Raw genomic sequence first — 23969 nt, 5'->3', positions numbered from 1 at the left:
AAAAAGAATGGTGAGAGAAGATGAAGGTTGGAATCTATTGCAGAGTAAGTACAGATAAAAGTTCACAGGAAACATCCTTGGAAAGGCAGGAACAGGAGTTAACAAGACTCGCTGCTGTTAAGGGATTTGAGATTGTTATTACCCAGAAGGAACAAGCCAGTGGATATGATTTAGAGCGGGAAGGTATTCTAATCTTGCTGGAAAAAATGAAAAATAAAGAAATTGAGGGTCTGTTGATTCAGGATGAAACGAGACTGGGCAGAGGAAATGCTAAGATAGCCCTATTGCATTGCATCTTTAAAGAAGGGATCAAATTATATACGGTCACTCATAATGGAGAACTTGAAATCTCAGAAACCGATGCCATGCTTTTGCAAATCATCAGTATTGTAGAAGAGTATCAGCGTAAATTGCAAAACAGTAAAATCAGAAGAGGAATGAAACGAGCAATTGAAAAAGGATACAAACCACAAAAAAACCTCTCCAATCAACATATAGGGGGTGGCAGAGAAAGATCTGAAGTACCGTTACAGGAAGTCATTGAACTGCGTATTAAAGGATTGACTTTTGCTGAAATAACGGAGAATCTAAATAGAAAAGGGTATGAACTTTCAAAAGCAACGATTCACCGAAGATATTCAGAATATATGAAAAAGAATACGAATTAATAGTTACTTCTTGAAAATAATTCTGTTTTTCTATACGATGACAATATCTACTTATATTTCATATAGAAGGAGCAATACTATGCTGCCAATGCATAAAATTAAAAGAATTAATGAATTGTCCAAAAAATCAAAGTCAGTAGGTCTTACAAAAGAAGAAGCCACTGAACAATCTCTTCTTAGGAAAGAGTATTTGGAAACTTTTCGTACTTCCATGAGAAATACAGTCGAAGGTTTAACCATTATTGATCCAAAAGGTAATGACGTTACACCTGAAAAAATAAAAAAATTACGTAATAAAAAGTTACATTAAGGGTATATAATAATAGATTGGGCTCTTTTTGTTTTTAGGAGTGACGATTTTGTAGCATTTACCAATTAGCTATTGTCAATCTGTTTATACTTCATTAATATATATTAGAAGGTTAATCTGAAAGGATGTAGGCAATGTTCACAGAAAAAGATAATTTATCTATTACAGCTATTCGTACACTTTCAATCGATGCAATTGAAAAAGCTAATTCAGGTCACCCGGGTATGCCGATGGGAGCTGCTCCTATGGCATATACACTTTGGACTAGATTTATGAATCATAATCCGAAAAATCCAGAGTGGTTTAACCGTGACCGATTTGTTTTATCTGCAGGACATGGTTCTATGCTTTTATACAGTTTATTACATTTATCAGGTTACGGCCTTGAAATGGAAGAAATTAAAAATTTCAGACAATGGGGCAGCAAAACTCCTGGGCATCCTGAATATGGTCATACAAAAGGCGTTGAAGCTACAACTGGACCACTTGGTCAAGGGATTGCAATGGCGGTCGGTATGGCGATGGCAGAACGTCATTTAGCGGCAGTTTACAATAAAGATAACTTTGATGTTGTAGATCACTTTACATACAGCATTTGTGGAGATGGAGATTTAATGGAAGGTGTATCAGCAGAAGCTGCTTCTCTTGCTGCTCATCTAAAATTGGGTCGTTTGGTTGTCCTTTATGATTCCAATGATATCTCTCTTGATGGTGAATTAAACATGAGCTTCTCTGAAAGCGTTGCTGACCGTTTTAAAGCATACGGATGGCAGTACATTCGTGTAGAAGACGGTAATGATTTGAATGAAATTGCACAAGCGCTTAAAGAGGCTAAAACAGATCTTGACCGCCCGACTATGATTGAAGTAAAAACAGTTATTGGTTACGGTGCGCCAAACAAATCGGGTAAATCCGCTGTACATGGTGCTCCGCTAGGCGAAGATGAAATGAAATTAGCTAAAGAATACTACAAATGGACATTCGAAGAAGATTTTTATGTACCACAAGAAGTTTATGACACATTTGAAGAAACTGTTGTAAATGCTGGTGCTAAAAAAGAAGAAGAATGGAATCAATTATTTGAAAGCTATAAAAATGAATATCCGGAACTTGCTGCTCAACTAGAGACAGCGATTAAAGGGGAATTACCGGAAGGCTGGGATAAAGATATTCCTGTATATGAAGCAGGAACAGCTGTTGCTACGCGTAATTCCGGTGGAGAAGTGTTAAATTCAATCGCCAAAAACCTTCCATCATTATTTGGTGGATCTGCTGACTTGGCTGGTTCGAATAAAACAATGCTGAAAGGCGAAAAAGATTTCTTGCCTGGTACGTATGAAGGTCGTAACATTTGGTTCGGCGTACGTGAATTTGGAATGGGTGCGGCTTTAAACGGAATGGCGCTTCATGGTGGTTTGCATGTATATGGAGGAACGTTCTTTGTATTCTCTGATTACCTGCGTCCGGCTATTCGTTTGGCAGCATTGATGAATCTACCTGTAACGTACGTATTTACACATGATAGTATCGCTGTTGGAGAAGACGGTCCTACTCATGAACCTGTCGAGCACATGGCAGCATTGCGTGCAATGCCTAATGTATCACTTATCCGTCCAGCTGATAGCAATGAAGTAGCAGCAGCATGGAAAACAGCATTAACAAGCAAAAATATGCCAACTGCATTGGTTTTATCACGTCAAAACTTACCAACATTACCATTATCAGCTGAATTAGCTGAAGAAGGCGTTGCTAAAGGCGGATATGTTGTTTCTCCTTCCGGTAAAGAAGATGCCGATGCATTATTATTAGCATCTGGTTCAGAAGTTGGTTTAGCTGTTCAAGCTCAGGCTATCTTAGCAAACGAAGGTATTAATGTATCTGTTGTCAGCATGCCATCATTTGATCGTTTCGAAGCTCAGTCTGCTGAGTATAAAGAATCTGTTTTACCATCTTCTGTTAAGAAACGTGTAGCAATCGAAATGGGTACATCATTTGGATGGGATCGCTATACAGGTGATGAAGGAGAGATATTGGCAATTGATCGCTTTGGTGCTTCCGGCCCTGGTGAATTGTTAATGGAAAAATTCGGATTCACTCCATCTAACGTGGTATCAATGGTAAAAGCTTTAATTCAAAAATAATAATTTAGTAAAATCACCAGAGTATTCTCTGGTGATTTTTTTTATAACCGTATTTACTAGTACTAGTAGATATGTACCTAATCATTCTAGGGTGAAATAATGTGTTATCGTGTACGTGTAAATGGTAGTACATTTCTTTGCTTCAATTGTAAGACAGATATTTGCTCTATTAATGGTTGCCACGCTTAATAATGGATCGGTAATATTAAATATGTTATCTACTAAAATGAATGCATCAAAAGGCTTGTACGGTACTTCTCAGTCTTTTGATATGTTCAGCAGTCTTATAATTGACTTGGCTTTCATGCATCTCTATATATGTTTGAAGAAGCCGATAGATATACAGTGCGGGAATTATCGGGATTATTTAATTTACATATAAGATAGAGAGCTAATAGGATTGGAAGAGCAATGTGTGAAAATGAGAAATACTGTCCATTCACGGCAGTTCTATAACCTTTCAGGGATGAGACAAATGAGAGATGAAAAAATCTCATCCTTATTCAACATGAATACTGAACTGCATCAGATAATCTGGTATTAATCAAAATCCAGGTATAAAAAGATGTCTAAAAAACACGAAGAAGAAGGGTTGTTTCTAATCTCCATATCGTTTTTTGAAGGATAAATAATGAAAGACGCATGTTTCAACGTATCCAATCGTTCTTATAATACTAGTTTTATTGAAGGTTCTCTATAAGATTATTTGATATTACCAAGACGTCATACAAACTTCCGTGAATTGGAGACATTCATTGATAAACGATGGTGAGCAGGAGTGAATGGTGTGTTTAATGGGTATACAGAATTTAATTTGAATAATCAAAATATTCGCTCTTGTCGACAAAAAAAGAAAAAACTCTGCACGTTCATTTTACATAATATGCAAAAATAATTTTTTATACTATAGGTAAAGAGAATTGGAGGTATGAGTATGCGAACTTATATCATTTATTTAATAGAGAATGAATTTGCCCGTCATTATTATGGACGAGAATATATGTTTTTTAATTTATTCCAGGACTATGAAAAATCTGAAGGTGATGAGAAAAAAATCCTGCGCAAGCAAATCAACTTTGTTACGAAAAAGATTCAGGCTCCACTCTTTACCTCCTTTATGGAAAAACAACTCCATGATCATAAAGATTGTTATATGGAGAATGGGGTATATTATATCAGGAAGAAAAATGTCGGTCACAGTGAAGCGAGCTTGGGTTATCGAAACCATTCTCCTGCATGCTGAAGGCACGTATGAATGTGAGACTATCTTTTTTGAATGGTTGAGACAGTGGAACCCCTATTTTTTAGCGCTAGATACAACTAAGGATCGGTGCGCATGGTTGAGACCGATTAAACAAAGATTATATGTATAAAGCAGGAAAAATGCTGATATTTAACCTAAAAAATCTTATTTAATGTTATGAAAATTAATCTATTGTGTCGGTTTGTATCAAAATCTGATAGAAATATCACAATAGTTATGGTATTATTACTTTGGTTTAGTACAATGTCTTTTAGACAGCACGGAGGAGGTAGTTTAGGTTATGGGATATTATATTCTTACGGCAGTAATTGCTTTGATTGCTGGTGTGGCTTTAGGATTCTTTATCGCCCGTAAATACATGATGGATTATCTGAAGAAAAATCCACCAATCAATGAACAAATGATTAAAATGATGATGACACAAATGGGCATGAAGCCATCCCAAAAGAAAGTAAATCAAATGATGAATGCGATGAACAAACAGCAAGGGAAATAAAACCTTACACGTCAAGGGATTTAGCACTCATCTGATTATACAGGGTTAATTATTTTAAGATTTCTTGGCAAAATTTAAAACCACTCCTTCTGTAGAAAGGTACGCTAAAACATACAGAGGAGTGGTTTTTATTATGCCACTGAATAGTATAACTGCAGGATATAAAATCTAGCAAAAATCCCATACATACTGACCAAAACGATTCGTAACAGGAAGTGGAACACTTACATTTAAATTGATATATCAGCGACTTATAATCAGTAAACGTATAAACCCCCAGTTTCGTTGATGCCATCTAAATAATTTGTTTAAGTTCTGTCAAATTGATGACAGGGCTTTTTATTATAAAAATATTTAGAAACTGATATCCCAATATTTTGTAAATATAAAGTTGATATGCTTTTCTTTTTGTCATCTTATAAGCCTAGTGAATGCTTCCTGAATTAATATATTGGTTGTGAGCCTTTTTCCGTAACAATCGAAACCATAAGTTATTGACCATTTGTGCTTTCTTGTCTTCATCCAGTTCAACAATATTTTCGTCCGCTAATTGGTTAATTGTACTTTTAACCATTCCTATTGCCCCCTCTACAATTACTTTACGGGCAGATAACACCGCTTGAGCCTGTTGCCTTTGTAACATGACAGAGGCAATTTCAAGATGCATAATACGCGCTTCAAGTATATCCACACCAGCTACATCCAAACGCTTTTGTAAATCTTCAGCTAAGAAAACAGCGGTTTCATCACTATTTTTCCGTAAAGACATATCGGTCTCTTTCTCAAAATGATCATAGGCTTGCAATATGGTGGATGCTTCGTTTGGTTGGACAATGGTTATTCCGGATAATAATAGGGCAACAGCTACAATTAACACGATCGGTATTACGGTTGATCTTTTCATCAGCATAAAAACACTGATACCGGTTTTGATTAACCTGCCTAAATAGGCCTTCATTTTTACTGCGCTCTTTTCCTTCTCTTTAATATGAAAATTCAGAATAATCTTTTCTTTGTATTGTCTATTTGCTAAAATAAGGAAATCTTATAAAGAGAGTAAAGGAGGGCATTTGTGCGGATTTTCGTTAAACTGAAATGGTTTTTTATACAAGAGAGAAAATCATACATTATTGGAGTTGTTATGTTGCTATTCGTGGCCATTTTACAGCTCATTCCACCAAGAATTATCGGAATCGTCGTCGATCAGATCAATAATGATTCTCTGACAGGCAAGGATCTTTCCAAATGGATTTCCATCCTGATTGCTGCAGGGGTGGGAATGTACATCTTAAGGTATTTTTGGCGAATCAAAATTTTCGGTTCAGCTGTCAAATTATCAAGAGAACTTCGTTTCCGTTTATTCGATCATTTTACCAATATGCCATCTTCATTTTATCAACGTAAGCGCATAGGGGATCTGATGGCACATGCAACCAATGACTTAAATGCGGTTCAACAAACGGCAGGCAGCGGAGTGTTATCATTGGTAGATTCGCTTACTACAGGGGGATTTGTCGTTCTGGCAATGGCTTTCATTGATTGGCGTTTAACTGTGTTTGCGTTGCTTCCTATGCCGTTCATTGCGATTTCAACCAGTTATTACGGGAAGCTCTTACATAAAAGATTCAGGTCTGCTCAAGCTGCATTTTCTGAGTTGAATGACAAGACGCAGGAAAGTATAAATGGAATCAAAGTGATCAAGACTTTTGACCAGCAAAGAGAGAATGTTGAATCCTTCCGAGCTTCTTCAAAAGATGTTGTGGAAAAAAACATAGCAGTAGCACGTGTCGATGCTTTGTTTGATCCTACAATTAGTTTAATGGCGGGTCTTTCTTACTTTATATCCATCGCTGTTGGGGCCAAATATGTGATAGAGGGCAGTTTGACAATTGGTGAATTAGTATCATTTTCAACCTATTTGGGGTTATTAATTTGGCCGATGCTGGCGTTTGGATTCTTGTTTAATATTGTTCAACGTGGGAGTGCATCTTATGATCGAATCACGGAGCTTTTACGTGAAAAAACCGATATTAAAGAGGAAACAGGTGCATCTGATAAACCTGCGAGCGGTGATATAGAATTTGAAATTTCGTCATTTACATATCCTGGCGAAAAGCACACGGTTCTCGAGGACATTTATTTTACGATAAAAAAGGGGGAGACTCTCGGAGTAGTAGGGAAAACAGGTGCAGGAAAAACGACTCTATTAAAATTATTAATAAGGGAATTTGATATAACAACCGGGTTGATAAGCATTGGAGGGAGATCAATCGGACAGTATACGTTAAAATCCTTGCGGGAAGCAATAGGGTATGTACCACAGGAACATTTCTTATTTTCAGCTACAGTTGGTGAGAATATCGCTTTTGCAAAACCTGGTGCAACCCAAGAGGAAATAAAAGGGGCTGCAATCCTTTCTCATATTCATTCCGACATCGTTCATTTTACGGATGGATATCAAACGGTTGTGGGTGAACGGGGAGTTTCGCTATCAGGCGGACAAAAGCAAAGAATCAGTATAGCAAGGGCAATGATGATGGACCCTGAAATTTTAATCCTGGATGATTCATTATCCGCAGTAGATGCCAAAACGGAGGAAACGATTCTACATAATTTAAAAGGAAACCGAGAAAACAAGACAACGATTATTACATCTCATCGACTAAGTGCCATTCAGCATGCCGATCTTATTATAGTCCTTCAGGACGGCAGAATAGTTCAAAGGGGAAGACATAAGAAGTTAATGGATATGGATGGCTGGTATAAAAAAATGTATCAGCAGCAGCAATTGGAAGATTTAGTGGAACAAGGGGGATAATTGATGGATGAAATTAAATCGCTAAAGGGAAAGGAACAGCGCGCTATTCTCTTCCGTCTCTTATCTTATGCCAAGCCACATAAAAAGAGATTAATAGGTGCATTCATCTTGCTCTTTTTTGCAACAGCAGCTGATATTACAGGTCCCATATTAGTGAAGATATTCATTGATGATTATTTATCTCCAATGAATATGGCACTTGAGCCACTTGCCATATTAGCAATCGCTTACCTGATTCTTTTGATTGCCAAAATGTTTATCACGTATTTTCAAGAGTTGGCGTTCCAGCTCGTCGCTTTAAAAATTATTCAGCAGCTAAGGGTTGACGTTTTCAGTAAAGTACAAAGTCTTGGAATAAGGTACTTTGACAAAACACCGGCAGGAGCAATAGTATCTCGGGTTACCAATGATACGGAAGCAATCAAGGATATGTTTGTGACTGTTATCGCCTCGTTTATATCAAGTGGATTTTTCATTATAGGGACCATCATAGCTATGTTTGTTTTGAACGTTAAGCTGGCTTTATTTTGTTTATTTATTCTGCCAATCTTATATTTGCTAATGAGATCTTATCGTAAATTCAGCAGTGTTTTTTATCAGGATCTCAGAGAAAGGTTAAGTCAGTTGAATGCTAAGTTAAATGAATCACTGCAAGGAATGTCCATTATTCAGATTTTTCGCCAACAAAAACGGTTGAGGGATGAATTTGAAGAGATTAATAAAAAGCATTATGAAGCAGGTATGCAGAATATTAGAATTGATGGACTTTTGCTGAGACCAGCTATTGATCTTGTCTATGTATTTGCCATTGTCCTTGTACTCAGTTATTTTGGAATTCACTCAATGAATTCAATTGTCGAGATTGGTGTTTTATATGCATTTGTAAACTATATTGATCGTTTTTTTGAACCAATTAATCAAGTGATGCAGCGTTTATCCTTATATCAACAGGCGATTGTGGCTGGATCAAGAGTATTTTCCATTTTGGATGAGGAAGAATTGGAACCGATCCCAGAAAGCATTCATGAGTATAAAATTGAGAAAGGGATGGTTGAATTTAAAAATGTCAGCTTTTCGTATGATAATAAGAGAGATGTGCTGAAAAATATCTCTTTTAAAGTCAATGAGGGGGAAACAATAGCACTTGTAGGACATACAGGCAGCGGCAAAAGTACTATTATTAATTTGATGATGCGTTTTTATGAATTTAATAGAGGAGATATTCTGATTGACGGAAGATCAATAAAAAAGTATTCAAATGAAGAATTACGAGCAAGGATGGGTCTTGTCTTGCAGGATGCTTTTTTATTCTATGGGTCTGTAAAAGAGAATATCAGATTACATGATCAATCTATAACAGACATTGAAATAGAAGAGGCGTCTAAACTTGTCCAAGCTGAATTCTTCATTAATAAGCTGGCGGATAAATATGATCATTTGGTGGTCGAACGTGGAGCAACATTTTCAAGCGGGCAACGACAGTTGATTGGCTTCGCACGTACGATTGTGACAAATCCAAAAATCCTTATTCTTGATGAAGCAACCGCCAATATTGATACAGAAACCGAAGAATCCATTCAGAAAAGCTTGGCAGAAATGCGGAAGGGTAGAACAACAATCGCGATTGCCCACCGCCTCTCCACGATACAGGATGCTAATCTTATTCTTGTATTACACCAGGGTCAAATGGTCGAACAAGGAACACATCAGGAGCTTTTAGCTCAAAAAGGACTGTATTATAAAATGTATCTACTTCAAAATGGCATTAGCTCAGATATCACCAAAGAAATTGTCTAAAAAACATACTAATGAAATAAATCCCATCCAGATATCCGGATGGGATTTATTGTATTTCCCGATATATGATATCTGTTTTTCCTGCCGCTTAGTGGGAAAGTATGGTACTGTATAAGAGGTAACTTAGCTTCGACCATTATATTTCCCAGTTGTTATTATTTAAACCATTATACTCAACATGATATTTTTTGATTTTTAAATTGTTTTACGGGATGATAGTTGTTTAACAGATTATCTAGTTCTTGGCTATATTGGATTGTTACTTGTGATGATAATCCTTTCTTAGAGACGATAGCAACAAGTTCCACACGTTTACTTTCTATTTTAGCTAACAACTCCTGATTATCCATGGTTGCAGATCCTTCCTCACATCTTGAATTTTGTTTAATTTTACAAGATTATAACATATTTTTACATTAAAGAAATAGAATAAAACAATTATACATAATATCTACAAAAATTGTAAAATAGAATAAAAAAAGAACTATACTCTTTATCAAACGAGCATATGATTACTTTATAGGAAGTATTTTGATACAATATAAAATGGAATGAATTAGAAATAGTGGGGGTAAATTCAATTGGGCGACATTAATATCTTTCTTGCATTTGGAGCTGGGTTTCTCAGCTTTATATCTCCGTGTTGTCTTCCACTTTATCCGGCTTTTCTTTCTTATATTACTGGAATGTCGGTTGGAGAATTAAAAAATGATAACGCAATGATGCATAAAAGGAGCTTATTACACACATTCTTTTTTTTATTTGGATTTTCTATTATTTTTATAGCGCTGGGATTTAGTTCGTCATATATTGGAACGTTCTTTATGGATTATGGAGATGTTATCCGGCAGTTAGGCGCTATTCTAATCGTCTTTTTTGGCTTAATTATCATTGGCTTTTTTCAGCCGAAGGTATTGATGAAGGAGAGGCGTTTTGAATTTAAAAATCGTCCGGGTGGTTATATTGGCTCTATATTAATAGGAATTGCCTTTGCAGCTGGATGGACTCCATGTACTGGTCCTATTTTAATGGTAGTGATTGGGATGACAGCGGTTAATCCAGGTTCTGGAATGCTTTATATGATGGCCTATATATTGGGGTTTGCTATTCCGTTTTTTATGATGTCTTTCTTTATTGGCAAGTTAAGTTGGATTAAACGGAACTCTGATAAAGTTATGAAGGTAGGCGGAGCTTTAATGATCCTAATGGGAATCGTTTTATTTTTTGATTGGATGACCAAAATCAGTTCCTACTTTATTGCATTATTTGGCGGATGGATTGGATTTTAAGTCCATTCTTAATAGGTTTATGGATTATTTTCGAAACAATCGAAAGACTGATATACTTTTATCATGTAATAGGGGGAACTGAAAATGGCTAATATTCTAATAGTGGATGATGCAAGGTTTATGCGTTTAACGTTGACAGCAATCCTTAAAAAGGGAAATCATCTCATTGTTGGAGAAGCAGCGTCAGGCAAAGAGGCAATTGATTTATATGAAAAATTTAAGCCTGATTTGGTTACGATGGATGTAACCATGCCATTAATGAGTGGATTAGAAGCAACTAGAGTAATAAAGAATAAATACCCGGAAGCAAAAATCATTATGTGTTCAGCCATGGGGCAGCAAAAGATTGTCAGAGAATCAATTGAAGCAGGTGCGAAAGATTTTATAATCAAACCTTTTGAAGAAAATAGAGTTATCGATGCAATCAATCGTGTATTGGATTAACCTAAAGTAGAAGTTACTAAATTTATGCATGCAAAGAGGAATGATGATATGATACTTGGATTAACGACAATATTTGCCGTTTTTATGGGATTTCTGGTTTTTGCAGTAAGGATGAAAGCATCCCAAAAGCCTGTATCTGTAAAGAAAATAATATTGCCGCCTTTTTTTATGAGTACAGGTGCTTTGATGTATATATTCCCCTATTTTCGTTTAACAGGAATGGAAATAATGGAGGCTATTATACTGGGCATGTTTTTTTCTATATTCTTAATTAAGACGTCCGAATTTGAAATTAAAGAAGACCAAATATATATAAAACGATCTAAAGCTTTTGCCTTTGTATTGATTGGACTTATATTAGTAAGAACAATACTTAAGTTAGTCTTAAGCTCAACAATTGATATCGGTGAAACAGGCGGGATGTTTTGGTTAGTCGCTTTTGCGATGATTGTCCCATGGAGAATCGCTATGTATATCCAATATAAAAAGTTTGAGAAGATTTTACATGATTCACAGGCAGAAAAGAATACGGTTACTTCCATTTGACTAAAAATCGACTATAGGTCGGTTTTTTATTTTGCCGCTATTTTATGGTGGATAGGCCGACATAGCTAGTTATATAAATGGAAGGGGTACTTGTCTGCCTTAAGAAGGAGCCTAACTATAATAAAAACGACCTAAACATCGGGCTTTGTACTTCTAAAGGTAAAAAACAGAAGAGCTGAATGGCCTTATTACTGTATGTGATTTATAAAAAGAATTAACCGAATAAAAGCACCCATTCTCAGGGTGCTATTAGACTGTATAAAGACTAAAGATGTCGTTAAAACAGAATTACCTTTTCATACTGACTTCGCTCTTCGTAATCGCTTTTCAATTTCAATGACGATGATTGGGACCACTCCAAGTCCGAGTGCGATAAAGTAATATACAGAAGGTAGGCGGGTAACCTCAAATATATAGGCTAGCGGTGGGATAAAGACAATCGCAACAATCAGCAGAAGTGATGCAAGTAATGCAAGTATCATGTACTTGTTTTCACGTAAATCGGATTGGAAAATGGATTTAGCTGTACGGACATTAAGAACATGAAAAAGCTGAGAGAGCGATAATACAAGAAAAGCCATGGTTTGAGCTGCTCCTAACGAATGCAGGTTTGTTCCTGCCAGGTAAAATCCGATTAAGGAAAGCACGGCAAACATCAATCCCTGGAGGACGATCCGATAAAGGAGGCCGCCAGCAAAGATACCTTCTGCTTTTGGCTTCGGTCTTCTCTTCATAATATCCTCTTCAACTGGCTCCATCCCCAGAGCGAGAGCAGGGAGGCCATCAGTCACCAAATTGAGCCACAATAGATGGATGGCCAACAGAGGGGTCTGTTGCCAAATAATCATGGCAATGAAAACAATGAAAATTTCCCCCATATTGGTACCAAGCAGAAACTGAATGGCTTTGCGGATATTATCGTAAGTGCCGCGTCCTTCCTTTACTGCATCAACGATTGTGGCAAAATTATCATCTGTTAAGATCATATCAGAGGCACCTTTTGCGACATCCGTTCCTGTTATGCCCATCGCACAGCCAATATCAGCAGCCTTTAAGGCGGGAGCATCATTGACACCGTCGCCAGTCATAGAGACGATTGCGCCTTTTTGCTGCCAGGCTCGTACAATCCGGATTTTATCCTCAGGAGATACACGGGCATAGACGGAGTATTCGTCGATAGAATCATTTAGTGCTTGGTCTGTCATTTTTTCAAGTTCTGCACCCGTAAGAGATTTTTGTCCCTCATTTAATATGCCAAGGTCCTTTGCAATGGCATTTGCTGTTCCGATGTGGTCACCAGTGATCATAACCGGTCTGATACCAGCCTTTTTACAAATCCGGACAGCATCTTTAGCCTCAGCGCGTGGAGGGTCAATCATCCCTAACAGCCCAACAAAGTGCAAATCGCGTTCAATCTCATTGCTGTCAAGATGATGCGGAACATTGCTTAGTTCCTTGTAAGCGACTGCGAGGACACGCATGGCATCATAGGTCATTTGGTTGTTAATTCTCTTAGCAGCTTCAAAATCACCAGTTTTACAGCGGTTCATCAGCACATCAAAGGCACCTTTAGTAAGAGCATAAGGTTTTCCTTCAATTATATGGACAGTAGTCATGAGCTTTCTTTCAGAATCAAAGGGAATCTCACCTACGCGTGGTGCTGCTTCATGGAGGCTTTCCTTTGTCATATCATTTTTCAGCGCGGCTGAGAGAATAGCAGTCTCAGTTGGATCGCCGATATGTTTTTCTTCTCCGTTTACAATTTCAACTGTTCCGTTGGAGGCTAAGGAACCAAGGCGAAGTAAGGATTTTATTTGGGCGGAGACATGGTTTGTCACATCTTCCGGTTCACCTTTGACCCATGCTTTCATAACGGTCATTTTATTTTGTGTGAGTGTTCCTGTTTTATCAGAACAAATAACTGATGCACTGCCCAGAGTTTCAACAGCCGGAAGCCTTCGGATAATGGCATTTCTCTTGACCATACGTTGCACGCCGAGAGCTAAAACAACCGTGACAATAGCAGGCAAACCTTCTGGAATTGCAGCAACCGCCAGTGAAACAGCGGTCATAAATATTTCAAGAATAGGCATCCCTGAATAGAAGCCGATGGCAAAGATGACGATGCTGATTGCCAGCGCAAGTAAGCCAAGATATTTCCCCAGTTTCCCCAGTTTTTGCTGCAGAGGTGTCTGAGCTTGGTGGGCTGACTCAAGTAATTCTGCGATTTTACCCATTTGTGTATCCATGCCGGTGCCAGTAACCAATGCTTTTCCACGGCCGTAGGAAACACTGCTTCCTGAAAAGACCATATTCACTCGATCTCCTAGAGGTGCATCCTCTGTAACAATTGCTTTCTCGTTCTTCTCGACAGGGACTGATTCTCCGGTTAATGCTGATTCTTCTATTTTCAAGGAAGATGCCTCAACTAATCGTCCATCTGCTGGTATGAAATCGCCTGCTTCAAATTCAATCAGGTCTCCAGGCACAATTTCGCTCGCTTCAACTTCATTTAATTTCCCATTGCGGATTACCTTGGCCCGCGGGGAAGAAAGGTTTTGCAATGCTTCCAGGGATTTTTCTGCTTTATTTTCCTGAACCACACCGAGTACAGCATTAAGAATAACAATGCTTAAAATGACGATTGGTTCAATGTATTCTTTAGTATCGTGGCCTTTAAGTGCGACAAAAAAGGAAACGGCCGCAGCGAAGATTAAGATTAGGACCATGATATCTTTAAATTGTTCAAAGAATCGTTGCACAAGCGATTTTTGTTTTTTTCCTTTTAATTTGTTAGGTCCATATTTAGCTTGCTGTTCCGTTACTTGCGTTTCAGTTAACCCTAGCTTGCTATTTGACCCGTATTCTTTTTCAAGATCTTCCATTTTCTTTACATGCGGATTAATCATAAAGAAACCTCCATTCCTTTTCACTAAATATGCCTTTAGCATATCCAAAAGAGAACAGAGGATTCGTTGGTTAGAAAATTGTTCAGGCTCATCCCTAATAATGGGAAGAGGTGATGAAATGGGAATGACAATGACAAATCTTAAAACATGACTAAATGAATATGTTATTCGTTTTGCCAGAATAGAACTATGATTTTCTGTTTCCTTAATTGTTGATGGAAAACCCACGAGACAAAATCAAAAACCTCACCTAAAAATCATGTATGTTTTGAAGTGCATGGAATTTTTTGTGATGTTTTCGGTAACATGGAATATAGAATCATGTGACAATAGGGGGGGAGACTAAAATAGTAGAGAAACTTGTAACCGTGTTTGGAGAACATTAAAAGATAAAAAAAGCACCCCAAAGGGCGCTTTTTTATCTTAAAGGATTGGTTTGTCTGTATCTGTTGGTAATGTATTATGAGTTTCCAGCGGAGCAGGTTTTAACATTGGTTTTGCGCCTTCTGCAGGTGGAACCACTGCTTCATAACGGAATTCACCTTGTCCATCTGGTGCTGGGCCACTTGCCCAACTTCCAGTGCTGCTTTCTTCGCCTTCAGAGAAATTATATAAAGAGTATGCGATATCCAGACGTTCTTTTTCACGTGGGAATGTGCTTGGAACAAGTAATCCTTCTTGTTCTTCCAATTCAGCGATTGCTTTTGCCCAAAGGTTTTGGTGAAAGGAATCACGTGCGATAAGAACAGATAGCAAATCTTTAATTCCTGGATCATCTGTCATTTCATAAACACGGACTGCTGCTAAACGACCTTGTGATTCAGCATTCAGGTTAGAGCGGAAGTCAGCCAATAAGTTGCCGCTTGCTGTTACATAGCTTCCCATCCAAGGGTTACCAACACTGTCCTGTGGACGAGGATTTAATCCGGAAACAATAGCATGTTGTGGATTCATACCGCTTAGTACAGCAGCGATTGCTGGGTCAGCCATTGCATTTTCCTGATCTTTAAGTGGTGCGCCATCAAGTAGACGTGCAACCATAGTCGCTAACATTTCAACGTGGCCGATTTCTTCTGTACCAATATCTAATAAAAGATCCTTGTATTTTTCATTACCGCGTACACTCCATCCTTGGAACAAATACTGCATCATAACAGTCATTTCACCATATTGTCCGCCGATTAATTCTTGAATTTTTTTAGCCATTAATGGATCTGCTTTAGTTGGTTTTGCTTCAAATTGAAGTTCTTTTTTATGAAAAAACATATCTCATACCTCCGTAAAAAGTAGTATTTTTCGAGCGGTTGCTCGTACAATCTAATAAGTACCCAGTGTTTTTCATAAAGAAACATGTAAATAATAATTTTTGGTAACAGAGGGCGGAAAAAGTCTTGACAAATATAGAGTTAAGGGGAATAAAAAAATATCCAGGGGGAGGTATTTATTTACTTTCGCAAAGTTTAAAGGTTTTATTTTCCTATAAATTTTACATAAAAATGGAAAAACATCCGGAATATCAGCATTCCGGATGTCTATGTCGAGAGATAAATGTACTAAAATATTTTATTATTTTCCAATTGGTGTTAATGGTTCATTCGTTTGTTGTTTGGCTATTGCTTCCATCTTCCTTAATTCTTCCCGGAGTAATCGTCTGACTTCTCTGCGTCTGTGTACTTTTTTCCCCATTAAATAAAGACCTCCTTATAGATAATTGAAAAAACAACCCAAAATGGCTCTTTAAATCTAGTAAAGATACAGCCGCTTTTTACAACAACCTCTTATTTAAGAAAATAATGCGTCTTGATTGTCATTGATATGAAGCGAACTGGCTGTATATTCCATTTTTTTAATACAGTCAGAGTGTAATAGCAGAGTTTTTCATATTACGGACTGTTACTGTATATTTCTGAATTTCTCAATTAACATAGATGGTTCCTAGAAAGTTAAAGGTGATCACTACTAATTTAGTAATTATTAGTCAATTTAGTTGAAGGTTTACAATCATTTGTTATAATAAATATGGAAATTATTAGATAGTTATGTAGTTTGGTATTACTTATATGGGGTGAATAGAATATGTTAGAAGGATGGTTTCTATGGTTCATCCTGCTTTGGATAATTTTTATGATTGGATTTATGGCAATTGGTGGATTTTTTATGTTTCGAAAATTCTTGAAGAAGCTTCCAAAAGAAGATGGAAAATCGGATATGGACAGAGAAGTCGAATATGTAGATCAAACAAGGGATCTTTGGAATCAGGATGGGAAAGCTTTTTTGGAAGAATTGGTCAGCCCTGTACCAGAGTTGTTTCGGGATGTAGCCAGGCATAAAATTGCTGGGAAAATTGGGGAACTGGCCCTTAAGGAAAAGGCAAATCAAATTACGTTGGACCTTATTATTAAAGGGTATATTTTGGCAACACCAAAGCGTGATCATAAATTTCTTCGCAAAAAATTGAAAACTGAAAAAATAGATATCAGTCCTTATGAACAATATTTCTCTGCTTAACCTCCTCTTCAGTAGAAGAGGTTTTTTCAATTGCCTAGACGTTAACAGAGTAGCGACAGGAATTACGAATAATGGCGAGGGCCACCTTTATCAATGGTCCGTAAACTGAAATAAAGAGAAAACTAGTAATGCTTATTTAATCTTAATTTTAGCGGAAAATTTATTGGTATTTTACTTCGCTCAAGTCCACATAACAAATAGTTTTGATATGAAAATTTAAAATGATACCTAATATAACAGATAGGCATGATGCATTTTATTAAAGATATGCTTAAATATATATAACAAATAGAGTAAAAAGATATATAATCTAACTAAGAATCAGAAGTAAGATAAAGGGGTCAAAAAAATGGAACTAATCAAGGAAATTTATGATGATGCGTCAGAACAGTATACGGGTCTTGCATACCGTATCAGAAAGGCATCCAGAGCCGTAGTCATTAATGACCGCGATGAAATTGCACTTTTATTTGTTACAAATGGAAACTATCATAAATTACCTGGTGGAGGTATTAAAGATGGTGAAACGATTTATGAGGCACTAAAAAGAGAGGTCGAAGAGGAAGTAGGGACCTTAATCGAGGATATTAAAGAACTCGGCATCACTATTGAATACCGCAACAACGAAGAACTTCTTCAATTGTCATATGGATACACGGCTAAAGCTACTGGTGATTTAAAAGATCCTATGTATACAGATGAAGAGATAAATGATGGCTTTGTACTGAGATGGGTACCAATTAAGATAGCAATTGAGATATTAAAACAAGATATGCCTGCCAATGATACTGGAAAATTTATTCAGCAAAGAGATCTTGAATTCTTATTAAAAGCTGATGAAGTGATTTAATTGAATAGCGAAATAAACGAACTGCACTCAAACATTGTTAAATAAAACAGATAATCCTGAGTGCAGTTGTTTTTTTGAGTTTTCATTTAAAATATCTCTCTAAGTCAGCCAATGAATAGGTCTCTGAAACACCTTTTTTTGTATATAAATATTCGATAAGATTCTTATCGTCTTTAAAAAGATCTAATAGACCGTAATAGATGTTTTTTAAATAGGGCAGAGAAGGAGGGGTTATTTTCTTATCAGACAATTTACGATTGTCTGTAAATGTAAAGATCGGATAACCCTCAGCTTCGCCCAAGTAGAGAATGTTTCCATACCATGATTCATTAACAGAATAGGTGTGAACTCTTTTCGCTAATTCAAGATTAACTTCCATCTCAAAATCACCATTTTCCTGTTGTACAATTTGCTTAAATTGATTGCTTGTAATTAAATATTTCTTTCCAAATGTGTTCGTGCTTTTATCTTTCACAATATCAATAAAAGCGACACCGCCCTTCCAACGATTTGAGTATTCCGAGAAATACATTTCATATGGAAGGGATATAGGGGCCGACTTTATAGGAAAAGCAGGATTAGAGCATCCAGATTCAGCTGTTGTTGAACCCTCTGGCTTTCCCCCACTTATATAACAATGGAAGCGACTTTTTAATAAATTCGAGCCATAACTTGCGTACCATACATAATCCATTCTTTTAAAATAACCTCCTGTAATAAAAATGATTATATAGGTATAAGTACCACAAAAGGTTTTATTTACACATATTAATGAATTAAGAAACGCTCAACAAAATACGGATGATGTATAAGAAATAGCATGAACGTTAAAAGAATATACTTGGTATATAGGATGAGGAGCTATAAGGTTATAAAAAGTAGAAAAATACTTTGGAGAAGATGCTAAAGAGCTGGAGGAAGTACACCTATAAAAAAATACTGCGAGAGAAATTGAAATATTTCTCTCGCAGTAAATGGTTTATGTTACATATCATGATGAGAATGATTTTTTTGGCGTGTATGCTGCCTGTTTTTTACTTTATGAGAGCCGCTTAATGGAGCGGGCTGACCATTGTGATTATTGTCTTTAGAGCCTTTTTGATGGTTAGCATTTTTATTTGGCATCTTAATCCCTCCTGACTTTAGTATGAGTGTCAATGAAATGATTATACTGGTATATAATAACGATTAGACTAGATGATGATTTATACCATGAATAAGGCAGAATCATTCCGTACATCATAGAAGATATATTGCTAAGGAGGGGTGCATGTGCCTTATCACAAAAATAAAGTTCAGGCTTTTCAATCAGCACAAAATGGAGTAAGAAAAGCAGTGGAAGTCCATGAAAATTTGGAATCGATGCAGCATGACCCACAATTTGGGCATGAATTGAGCCATCTATGGGAAGAGATTAACGAAGCATATCAGCAAGTTGAAAATGCGTATGAAATTGCAAGTGAACATCAAAAAGGCCAGCTGGATAATTACAGAGACACATTAGATAAGATGGTTTCAGATTTAGATAAATATCAAAACCTTCAATAATTAAAGCCAATCAGCAGTTATCTTAACATTGCTGATTGGCCTTTTGTTTTATTAGGAAAATAATTACCATTAAGTAAAACTTATAGGAGGTAATAAATTACTTATATTTTACATTATGAAAAGGTTATATTAATATTAAATTGTTAGAATATTAGAATTGAACGAAGAGTATTTAACTGTTCTACAATTTGTATTCTGTAACTTATTTATTTTTTACCTAGAGGGGGTAATTTGAGTGGGGAAAAATGATGTGTTCGACTCACGAAGATTTTTTGAGATTGATGGTAAACGCTATCATTACTACAATTTGAATGTATTGGAAGAAGCAGGTGTCGGTGAAGTATCCAAGCTGCCATATTCCATTAAAGTTTTATTGGAAAGTGTTTTGCGTCAAATGGATGGGAGAATCATAAAAAAGGAACATGTAGAAAATCTGGCTAAATGGGGCACGGAAGATATGTCGATTGATGTCGATGTTCCTTTTAAACCTTCCCGCGTTATTTTGCAGGACTTCACAGGTGTTCCAGCAGTTGTAGATCTTGCTTCATTACGTAAAGCTATGGCTGATATCGGCGGAGATGCTGATAAGATAAATCCCGAAATACCGGTTGATTTAGTTATTGACCATTCTGTTCAGGTTGATAAATATGGGACTGCAGATTCTCTGCAGATAAATATGGATTTTGAATTTGAACGAAATGCCGAACGTTACCAGTTCTTAAGCTGGGCCCAAAAAGCATTTGATAATTATCGTGCTGTTCCACCTGATACCGGTATTGTTCACCAAGTTAACCTTGAATATTTGGCAAATGTTGTTCATGCGACTGAAATGCCCGATGGTGATTACATGGCATATCCAGATTCATTGGTAGGAACCGATTCTCATACTACGATGATCAATGGCCTTGGTGTATTGGGATGGGGTGTAGGTGGAATTGAAGCGGAAGCAGGTATGCTTGGCCAACCTTCCTATTTTCCTGTACCTGAAGTAATTGGTGTACGTTTTATTAATTCCTTGCCAAATGGTGCCATGGCAACAGATTTGGCTTTAAAAGTTACTGAAATTTTACGTAAAAGTGGCGTTGTAAATAAATTTGTTGAATTTTTTGGTCCTGGTATGAGTGCTTTATCACTATCAGACCGTGCAACCATCGCCAATATGGCACCTGAATATGGCGCTACATGCGGATTTTTCCCAATTGACGAGGAATCTCTCAAATATATGCGATTGACAGGACGAACTGAAGACCATATTGCAATCGTTGAGAAATATTGTAAAGAAAATGGCTTGTTCTACTATAAAAATAGTGATGAACCAAGATATACAAAAGTGATTGAGATTGATCTTTCAGAAATTGAAGCTAATTTATCCGGCCCTAAACGTCCACAGGATTTAATTCCATTATCCAATATGAAATCTGCTTTCAATGAAGCTTTAACTGCTCCAGTCGGAAACGCAGGGTTCGGACTTAGCCAGGAAGAAATCAACAAGAAAATTACGGTTCAGCTGAAGGATGGCCGTCAAGCTCCAATGAAAACGGGGGACATCGCTATTGCTGCAATAACTAGCTGTACAAATACATCTAACCCATATGTAATGCTTGGTGCCGGTCTAGTTTCTAAGAAAGCAGTTGAACTGGGATTACAAGTTCCACATCATGTGAAAACGTCTTTAGCACCGGGATCAAAAGTCGTGACAGGCTATTTGCGTGATTCAGGCCTGCAATCATACATGGATGAGCTTGGTTTTAATCTTGTTGGGTATGGCTGTGCCACTTGTATTGGTAACTCAGGACCATTAATGGATGAAATTGAAGTAGCTGTTGCCGAAGCTGATTTACTCGTTACTTCTGTATTATCAGGTAATCGGAACTTTGAAGGACGTATTCATCCGTTAGTAAAAGCAAACTATTTGGCATCACCGCCATTGGTTGTCGCATACGCTTTAGCCGGTACGGTTGACATTGATTTTGAACATGAACCAATTGGTAAAGGGAAAGATGGGAAAGACGTTTATTTCAAAGATATCTGGCCAACAAGTGAAGAGATCAATAAACTGGTACAGGAAACTGTAACATCAGATCTTTTCCTTAAAGAATATGAGCATGTATTTGATGATAACGCTAGATGGAATGAAATCCAAACTAGCAATGAACCATTATACAACTGGGATTTTGATTCAACATATATTCAAAATCCACCATATTTTGAAAAAATGGATCCTAATCCTTCAGAGGTAAAACCGCTCGATGGATTACGTATTGTAGGATTATTTGGTGATTCGGTTACAACTGACCATATATCTCCAGCAGGATCGATTGGCAAGGATACTCCAGCAGGTAAATACTTGCGTGAAAAAGGAGTTGCCATCCGTGATTTTAACTCATATGGTTCACGTCGTGGTAACCATGAAGTCATGATGCGTGGTACATTTGCCAATATCCGTATTCGAAATCAAATTGCCCCAGGTACTGAAGGTGGTTATACCACTTATTGGCCTACCGGTGAAATTATGTCTATCTATGATGCATGTATGGAATATAAAAAAGACGATACTGGCTTAATTGTGTTAGCAGGAAAAGATTATGGGATGGGAAGTTCTCGTGACTGGGCTGCTAAAGGAACCAATTTGCTTGGTATTAAAACAGTAATTGCGGAAAGCTTTGAAAGAATTCACCGCTCTAATCTTGTATTGATGGGTGTGCTTCCGCTTCAGTTTAAAGAAGGCGAAAGTGCTAAAACTCTTGGGTTAACGGGTAAAGAAAGAATCTTTATCCCTGTCAATGAAAATGTTAAACCACGTGATATCATAACAGTAACGGCAATCGCTGAGGACGGAACAGAGAAGAAATTTGACGTTTTAGTTCGATTTGATTCTGATGTCGAAATTGATTATTATCGCCATGGCGGTATATTGCCAATGGTACTGCGTGGTAAATTACAAGAAACTTCATCTACTATGTAAAAATTTAAAAGCTGACTTCGGTCAGCTTTTTTATATTGATTTTCCTTTATTCTCATTAGGTATATAATATTCTCCTATTGATAAGGAAAAATCTCTTCTCTGATTAACTTGTTTTACAGACTTTCGCAAATTTGGAAATACTGATACAATTTCCTTTGGGGATGTACATATATGTGGCTGGGGGAGTTTACTATGAAAAAAATCATCGGGTCATTCTTGTTGTTGATACTGATTGGTTTAGCATTTTACGGAGCATTGAAAAATCAGGATACTCCTGTTGAAGCAGGTGAGGGAAATGAAGCTATTAACTTTACGTTGAAAGATCCTGATGGGAAGGATATTTCCTTATCAGATTATAAAGGGAAAAAAGTATTTTTAAATTTTTGGGCAACATGGTGCAATCCTTGCAAAAAGGAGATGCCTGAAATGGAAAAAATCCATCAAACCTATCCAAACGTAGTCGTTCTAGCCGTGAATATGGATTCTGATAAAGATATTAAAGGATTTATGAAGAATCTAGATTTAACTTTTCCAACGGTATTGGATGTAGATAGTGAAGTCAACAAAAAGTATAAGGTGGTATCGATTCCAACTTCATTTTTTATAAATGAAAAGGGAGTCATTGAGAAAAAAGTAGTGGGAATAATGGAATATAAACAAATGGAAGAAAATATCAGGAACATGTAAACAGCCGAGTAGGCTGTTTTTTCACATTAAATAGCCAATTCAGATATTTATATTTTCAAAAAAGGTTATAAATACAAAAAGTAAAGGCAAAGATAATAAAGATAAAGAAAAATACGATTACGGATGGTGGTATATAGATGAAAAAGCGAAAAAGAATGTCTTTAGCCGATTTAATTATGGAAAATAAAAAGCTAATCTTGATGGATAAAGAAGCTATGGCTATCCTTGAGGATCGAATTGATAAAAGAATGATGGAAAGAGCCGAATAGTATCCATAATATACCCTTCATAAGACGTACCTAAATAAGCATGCTAAGTATGAAGGGGTGAAAAAAATGGGTAATCCAAAAAGAAATTCTAAACCATTTGTACCAAATCATATAGGGACTCAGCCGAGAGCCGCTGGAGGAAATAAAGGTAAAAAAATGCAAGATACTTCTGGAAAACATCCAGATGTCATTCAAACCAAAGGTGAATAATTGATAAAGACAGAATATTAAAAAACCTGCTTGTAAACCTATTAGGTAAACGAGCGGGTTCTTTTTTGTTTTTGTTTTCGCTTTCGACTAAATATCCAATTCGAGAATTATTTCTATAATGAAATAAAAATACTATGTTCCAAATCTTCATAGTTGATTTTCAAACCCAAAACCCAGCAATCAAGAAAAAGAAACCGAATCAAAGAAAACCAAAAATAAAAATAGGGTACTAAATTCCCTTCCTCATTAA

The 23969-nt window shown here is 36.7% G+C and carries 24 protein-coding genes; 18 read left to right on the top strand and 6 right to left on the bottom strand.

Translation table 11 applies throughout. The features are described 5' to 3' along the window. Positions 1-20 precede the first annotated feature (20 nt). The 6 genes from AC4G3K_RS14175 (at position 21) to AC4G3K_RS14150 (ending at position 4879) form a co-directional block, all read left to right on the top strand. A complete protein-coding gene (locus AC4G3K_RS14175) occupies positions 21-668 on the top strand; it encodes a YneB family resolvase-like protein (protein ID WP_491075010.1) in 648 nt (215 codons plus the stop codon). Between the two features lie 79 nt (positions 669-747). After that, positions 748-978, top strand: a complete 231-nt coding sequence (locus tag AC4G3K_RS14170; protein ID WP_491075011.1) for a DUF896 domain-containing protein — start codon at positions 748-750, stop codon at positions 976-978. Between the two features lie 134 nt (positions 979-1112). Further along, positions 1113-3119, top strand: a complete 2007-nt coding sequence (tkt, locus tag AC4G3K_RS14165) for a transketolase (RefSeq protein WP_491133728.1) — start codon at positions 1113-1115, stop codon at positions 3117-3119. 934 nt (positions 3120-4053) lie between these two features. Next, positions 4054-4362 (top strand): sporulation inhibitor of replication protein SirA, encoded by a 309-nt coding sequence (gene sirA, locus AC4G3K_RS14160; protein ID WP_491133727.1) that lies wholly within the window; start codon positions 4054-4056, stop codon positions 4360-4362. Continuing rightward, positions 4253-4492, top strand: coding sequence for a sporulation inhibitor of replication protein SirA (gene sirA, locus AC4G3K_RS14155; protein WP_491133726.1), 240 nt, complete (start codon positions 4253-4255; stop codon positions 4490-4492). Before sirA (AC4G3K_RS14160) ends, sirA (AC4G3K_RS14155) begins: the two co-directional genes overlap by 110 nt. A gap of 171 nt (positions 4493-4663) precedes the next feature. Further along, positions 4664-4879, top strand: a complete 216-nt coding sequence (locus AC4G3K_RS14150; RefSeq protein ID WP_066103996.1) for a YneF family protein — start codon at positions 4664-4666, stop codon at positions 4877-4879. Between the two features lie 424 nt (positions 4880-5303). Here the strand turns inward: AC4G3K_RS14150 and AC4G3K_RS14145 are convergent, their stop codons facing one another. Continuing rightward, positions 5304-5837 carry an SPFH domain-containing protein gene (locus tag AC4G3K_RS14145; protein ID WP_491133725.1) on the bottom strand — a complete coding sequence of 178 codons (534 nt, stop codon included), beginning with the start codon at positions 5835-5837 and terminating at the stop codon, positions 5304-5306. Positions 5838-5951: 114 nt separating this feature from the next. Here AC4G3K_RS14145 and AC4G3K_RS14140 point away from each other — a divergent pair, with 114 nt between their 5' ends. Both AC4G3K_RS14140 and AC4G3K_RS14135 read left to right on the top strand, forming a co-directional pair. Beyond that, positions 5952-7697, top strand: coding sequence for an ABC transporter transmembrane domain-containing protein (locus AC4G3K_RS14140; RefSeq protein WP_491133724.1), 1746 nt, complete (start codon positions 5952-5954; stop codon positions 7695-7697). A 3-nt stretch (positions 7698-7700) separates the two neighbouring features. Next, positions 7701-9494, top strand: a complete 1794-nt coding sequence (locus tag AC4G3K_RS14135; protein ID WP_491133723.1) for an ABC transporter ATP-binding protein — start codon at positions 7701-7703, stop codon at positions 9492-9494. A 173-nt stretch (positions 9495-9667) separates the two neighbouring features. Here the strand turns inward: AC4G3K_RS14135 and AC4G3K_RS14130 are convergent, their stop codons facing one another. Next, on the bottom strand, positions 9668-9844 hold the full coding sequence (locus AC4G3K_RS14130; RefSeq protein WP_491075018.1) for a Spo0E family sporulation regulatory protein-aspartic acid phosphatase: 177 nt from the start codon (positions 9842-9844) through the stop codon (positions 9668-9670). Between the two features lie 231 nt (positions 9845-10075). On the opposite strand from AC4G3K_RS14130, the gene AC4G3K_RS14125 reads away from it, so the two are divergent. The 3 genes from AC4G3K_RS14125 to AC4G3K_RS14115 all read left to right on the top strand — a co-directional run bounded on the left by AC4G3K_RS14125 (position 10076) and on the right by AC4G3K_RS14115 (position 11773). After that, a complete protein-coding gene (locus AC4G3K_RS14125) occupies positions 10076-10783 on the top strand; it encodes a cytochrome c biogenesis CcdA family protein (protein ID WP_491075019.1) in 708 nt (235 codons plus the stop codon). A gap of 84 nt (positions 10784-10867) precedes the next feature. Further along, positions 10868-11227 carry a response regulator gene (locus AC4G3K_RS14120; RefSeq protein WP_491133722.1) on the top strand — a complete coding sequence of 120 codons (360 nt, stop codon included), beginning with the start codon at positions 10868-10870 and terminating at the stop codon, positions 11225-11227. A gap of 48 nt (positions 11228-11275) precedes the next feature. Beyond that, entirely contained in the window at positions 11276-11773 is a 498-nt protein-coding gene (locus AC4G3K_RS14115; protein WP_491133721.1) for a CcdC family protein, read from the top strand. 296 nt (positions 11774-12069) lie between these two features. Here the strand turns inward: AC4G3K_RS14115 and AC4G3K_RS14110 are convergent, their stop codons facing one another. Beyond that, positions 12070-14682, bottom strand: a complete 2613-nt coding sequence (locus tag AC4G3K_RS14110) for a calcium-translocating P-type ATPase, PMCA-type (protein ID WP_491133720.1) — start codon at positions 14680-14682, stop codon at positions 12070-12072. Positions 14683-15105: 423 nt separating this feature from the next. Then, positions 15106-15948 (bottom strand): manganese catalase, encoded by an 843-nt coding sequence (locus AC4G3K_RS14105; protein ID WP_491133719.1) that lies wholly within the window; start codon positions 15946-15948, stop codon positions 15106-15108. Between the two features lie 810 nt (positions 15949-16758). Here AC4G3K_RS14105 and AC4G3K_RS14100 point away from each other — a divergent pair. Both AC4G3K_RS14100 and AC4G3K_RS14095 read left to right on the top strand, forming a co-directional pair. Continuing rightward, complete coding sequence (locus AC4G3K_RS14100) at positions 16759-17190, top strand: DUF2621 domain-containing protein (RefSeq protein ID WP_491133718.1); 432 nt, start codon at positions 16759-16761, stop codon at positions 17188-17190. Positions 17191-17539: 349 nt separating this feature from the next. Beyond that, positions 17540-18040 (top strand): NUDIX domain-containing protein, encoded by a 501-nt coding sequence (locus tag AC4G3K_RS14095; RefSeq protein ID WP_491133717.1) that lies wholly within the window; start codon positions 17540-17542, stop codon positions 18038-18040. Between the two features lie 82 nt (positions 18041-18122). Here AC4G3K_RS14095 and AC4G3K_RS14090 read toward each other — a convergent pair whose 3' ends face one another. Both AC4G3K_RS14090 and AC4G3K_RS14085 read right to left on the bottom strand, forming a co-directional pair. After that, positions 18123-18734, bottom strand: a complete 612-nt coding sequence (locus tag AC4G3K_RS14090) for a hypothetical protein (RefSeq protein ID WP_491133716.1) — start codon at positions 18732-18734, stop codon at positions 18123-18125. A gap of 290 nt (positions 18735-19024) precedes the next feature. Further along, positions 19025-19165 carry a small acid-soluble spore protein P gene (locus tag AC4G3K_RS14085; protein ID WP_491075027.1) on the bottom strand — a complete coding sequence of 47 codons (141 nt, stop codon included), beginning with the start codon at positions 19163-19165 and terminating at the stop codon, positions 19025-19027. Between the two features lie 147 nt (positions 19166-19312). Between AC4G3K_RS14085 and AC4G3K_RS14080 the strand changes: the two genes are divergently transcribed. The 5 genes from AC4G3K_RS14080 to AC4G3K_RS14060 all read left to right on the top strand — a co-directional run bounded on the left by AC4G3K_RS14080 (position 19313) and on the right by AC4G3K_RS14060 (position 23719). After that, positions 19313-19588, top strand: coding sequence for a hypothetical protein (locus AC4G3K_RS14080; RefSeq protein ID WP_491075028.1), 276 nt, complete (start codon positions 19313-19315; stop codon positions 19586-19588). 235 nt (positions 19589-19823) lie between these two features. Further along, entirely contained in the window at positions 19824-22553 is a 2730-nt protein-coding gene (gene acnA / locus AC4G3K_RS14075; protein ID WP_491133715.1) for an aconitate hydratase AcnA, read from the top strand. A 192-nt stretch (positions 22554-22745) separates the two neighbouring features. Beyond that, the gene (locus AC4G3K_RS14070; protein ID WP_491133714.1) at positions 22746-23240 is read left to right on the top strand and encodes a TlpA disulfide reductase family protein; all 495 of its coding nucleotides are present in this window, start codon (positions 22746-22748) and stop codon (positions 23238-23240) included. A gap of 137 nt (positions 23241-23377) precedes the next feature. Continuing rightward, positions 23378-23509, top strand: a complete 132-nt coding sequence (locus AC4G3K_RS14065; protein WP_491075031.1) for an FbpB family small basic protein — start codon at positions 23378-23380, stop codon at positions 23507-23509. 66 nt (positions 23510-23575) lie between these two features. After that, positions 23576-23719, top strand: coding sequence for an acid-soluble spore protein N (locus AC4G3K_RS14060; protein WP_491075032.1), 144 nt, complete (start codon positions 23576-23578; stop codon positions 23717-23719). Positions 23720-23969: the final 250 nt, after the last annotated feature.

This window comes from Bacillus sp. z26 (assembly GCF_058313635.1).
Note: the sequence above shows the minus strand (reverse complement) of the source record. Positions and strands in the feature narration are given on the sequence as shown.

Coding starts and splice junctions, on each gene's coding strand:
- sirA (WP_491133726.1), top strand. CDS start 4,253: ATGATCATAAAGATTGTTATATGGAGAATGGGGTATATTATATCAGGA.
- AC4G3K_RS14145 (WP_491133725.1), bottom strand. CDS start 5,837: ATGAAGGCCTATTTAGGCAGGTTAATCAAAACCGGTATCAGTGTTTTT.
- AC4G3K_RS14100 (WP_491133718.1), top strand. CDS start 16,759: ATGTTAGAAGGATGGTTTCTATGGTTCATCCTGCTTTGGATAATTTTT.
- AC4G3K_RS14175 (WP_491075010.1), top strand. CDS start 21: ATGAAGGTTGGAATCTATTGCAGAGTAAGTACAGATAAAAGTTCACAG.
- AC4G3K_RS14115 (WP_491133721.1), top strand. CDS start 11,276: ATGATACTTGGATTAACGACAATATTTGCCGTTTTTATGGGATTTCTG.
- AC4G3K_RS14150 (WP_066103996.1), top strand. CDS start 4,664: ATGGGATATTATATTCTTACGGCAGTAATTGCTTTGATTGCTGGTGTG.
- AC4G3K_RS14170 (WP_491075011.1), top strand. CDS start 748: ATGCTGCCAATGCATAAAATTAAAAGAATTAATGAATTGTCCAAAAAA.
- sirA (WP_491133727.1), top strand. CDS start 4,054: ATGCGAACTTATATCATTTATTTAATAGAGAATGAATTTGCCCGTCAT.
- AC4G3K_RS14135 (WP_491133723.1), top strand. CDS start 7,701: ATGGATGAAATTAAATCGCTAAAGGGAAAGGAACAGCGCGCTATTCTC.
- AC4G3K_RS14060 (WP_491075032.1), top strand. CDS start 23,576: ATGGGTAATCCAAAAAGAAATTCTAAACCATTTGTACCAAATCATATA.
- tkt (WP_491133728.1), top strand. CDS start 1,113: ATGTTCACAGAAAAAGATAATTTATCTATTACAGCTATTCGTACACTT.
- AC4G3K_RS14110 (WP_491133720.1), bottom strand. CDS start 14,682: ATGATTAATCCGCATGTAAAGAAAATGGAAGATCTTGAAAAAGAATAC.
- AC4G3K_RS14090 (WP_491133716.1), bottom strand. CDS start 18,734: ATGGATTATGTATGGTACGCAAGTTATGGCTCGAATTTATTAAAAAGT.
- AC4G3K_RS14095 (WP_491133717.1), top strand. CDS start 17,540: ATGGAACTAATCAAGGAAATTTATGATGATGCGTCAGAACAGTATACG.
- AC4G3K_RS14070 (WP_491133714.1), top strand. CDS start 22,746: ATGAAAAAAATCATCGGGTCATTCTTGTTGTTGATACTGATTGGTTTA.
- AC4G3K_RS14120 (WP_491133722.1), top strand. CDS start 10,868: ATGGCTAATATTCTAATAGTGGATGATGCAAGGTTTATGCGTTTAACG.
- AC4G3K_RS14105 (WP_491133719.1), bottom strand. CDS start 15,948: ATGTTTTTTCATAAAAAAGAACTTCAATTTGAAGCAAAACCAACTAAA.
- AC4G3K_RS14130 (WP_491075018.1), bottom strand. CDS start 9,844: ATGGATAATCAGGAGTTGTTAGCTAAAATAGAAAGTAAACGTGTGGAA.
- AC4G3K_RS14085 (WP_491075027.1), bottom strand. CDS start 19,165: ATGCCAAATAAAAATGCTAACCATCAAAAAGGCTCTAAAGACAATAAT.
- AC4G3K_RS14065 (WP_491075031.1), top strand. CDS start 23,378: ATGAAAAAGCGAAAAAGAATGTCTTTAGCCGATTTAATTATGGAAAAT.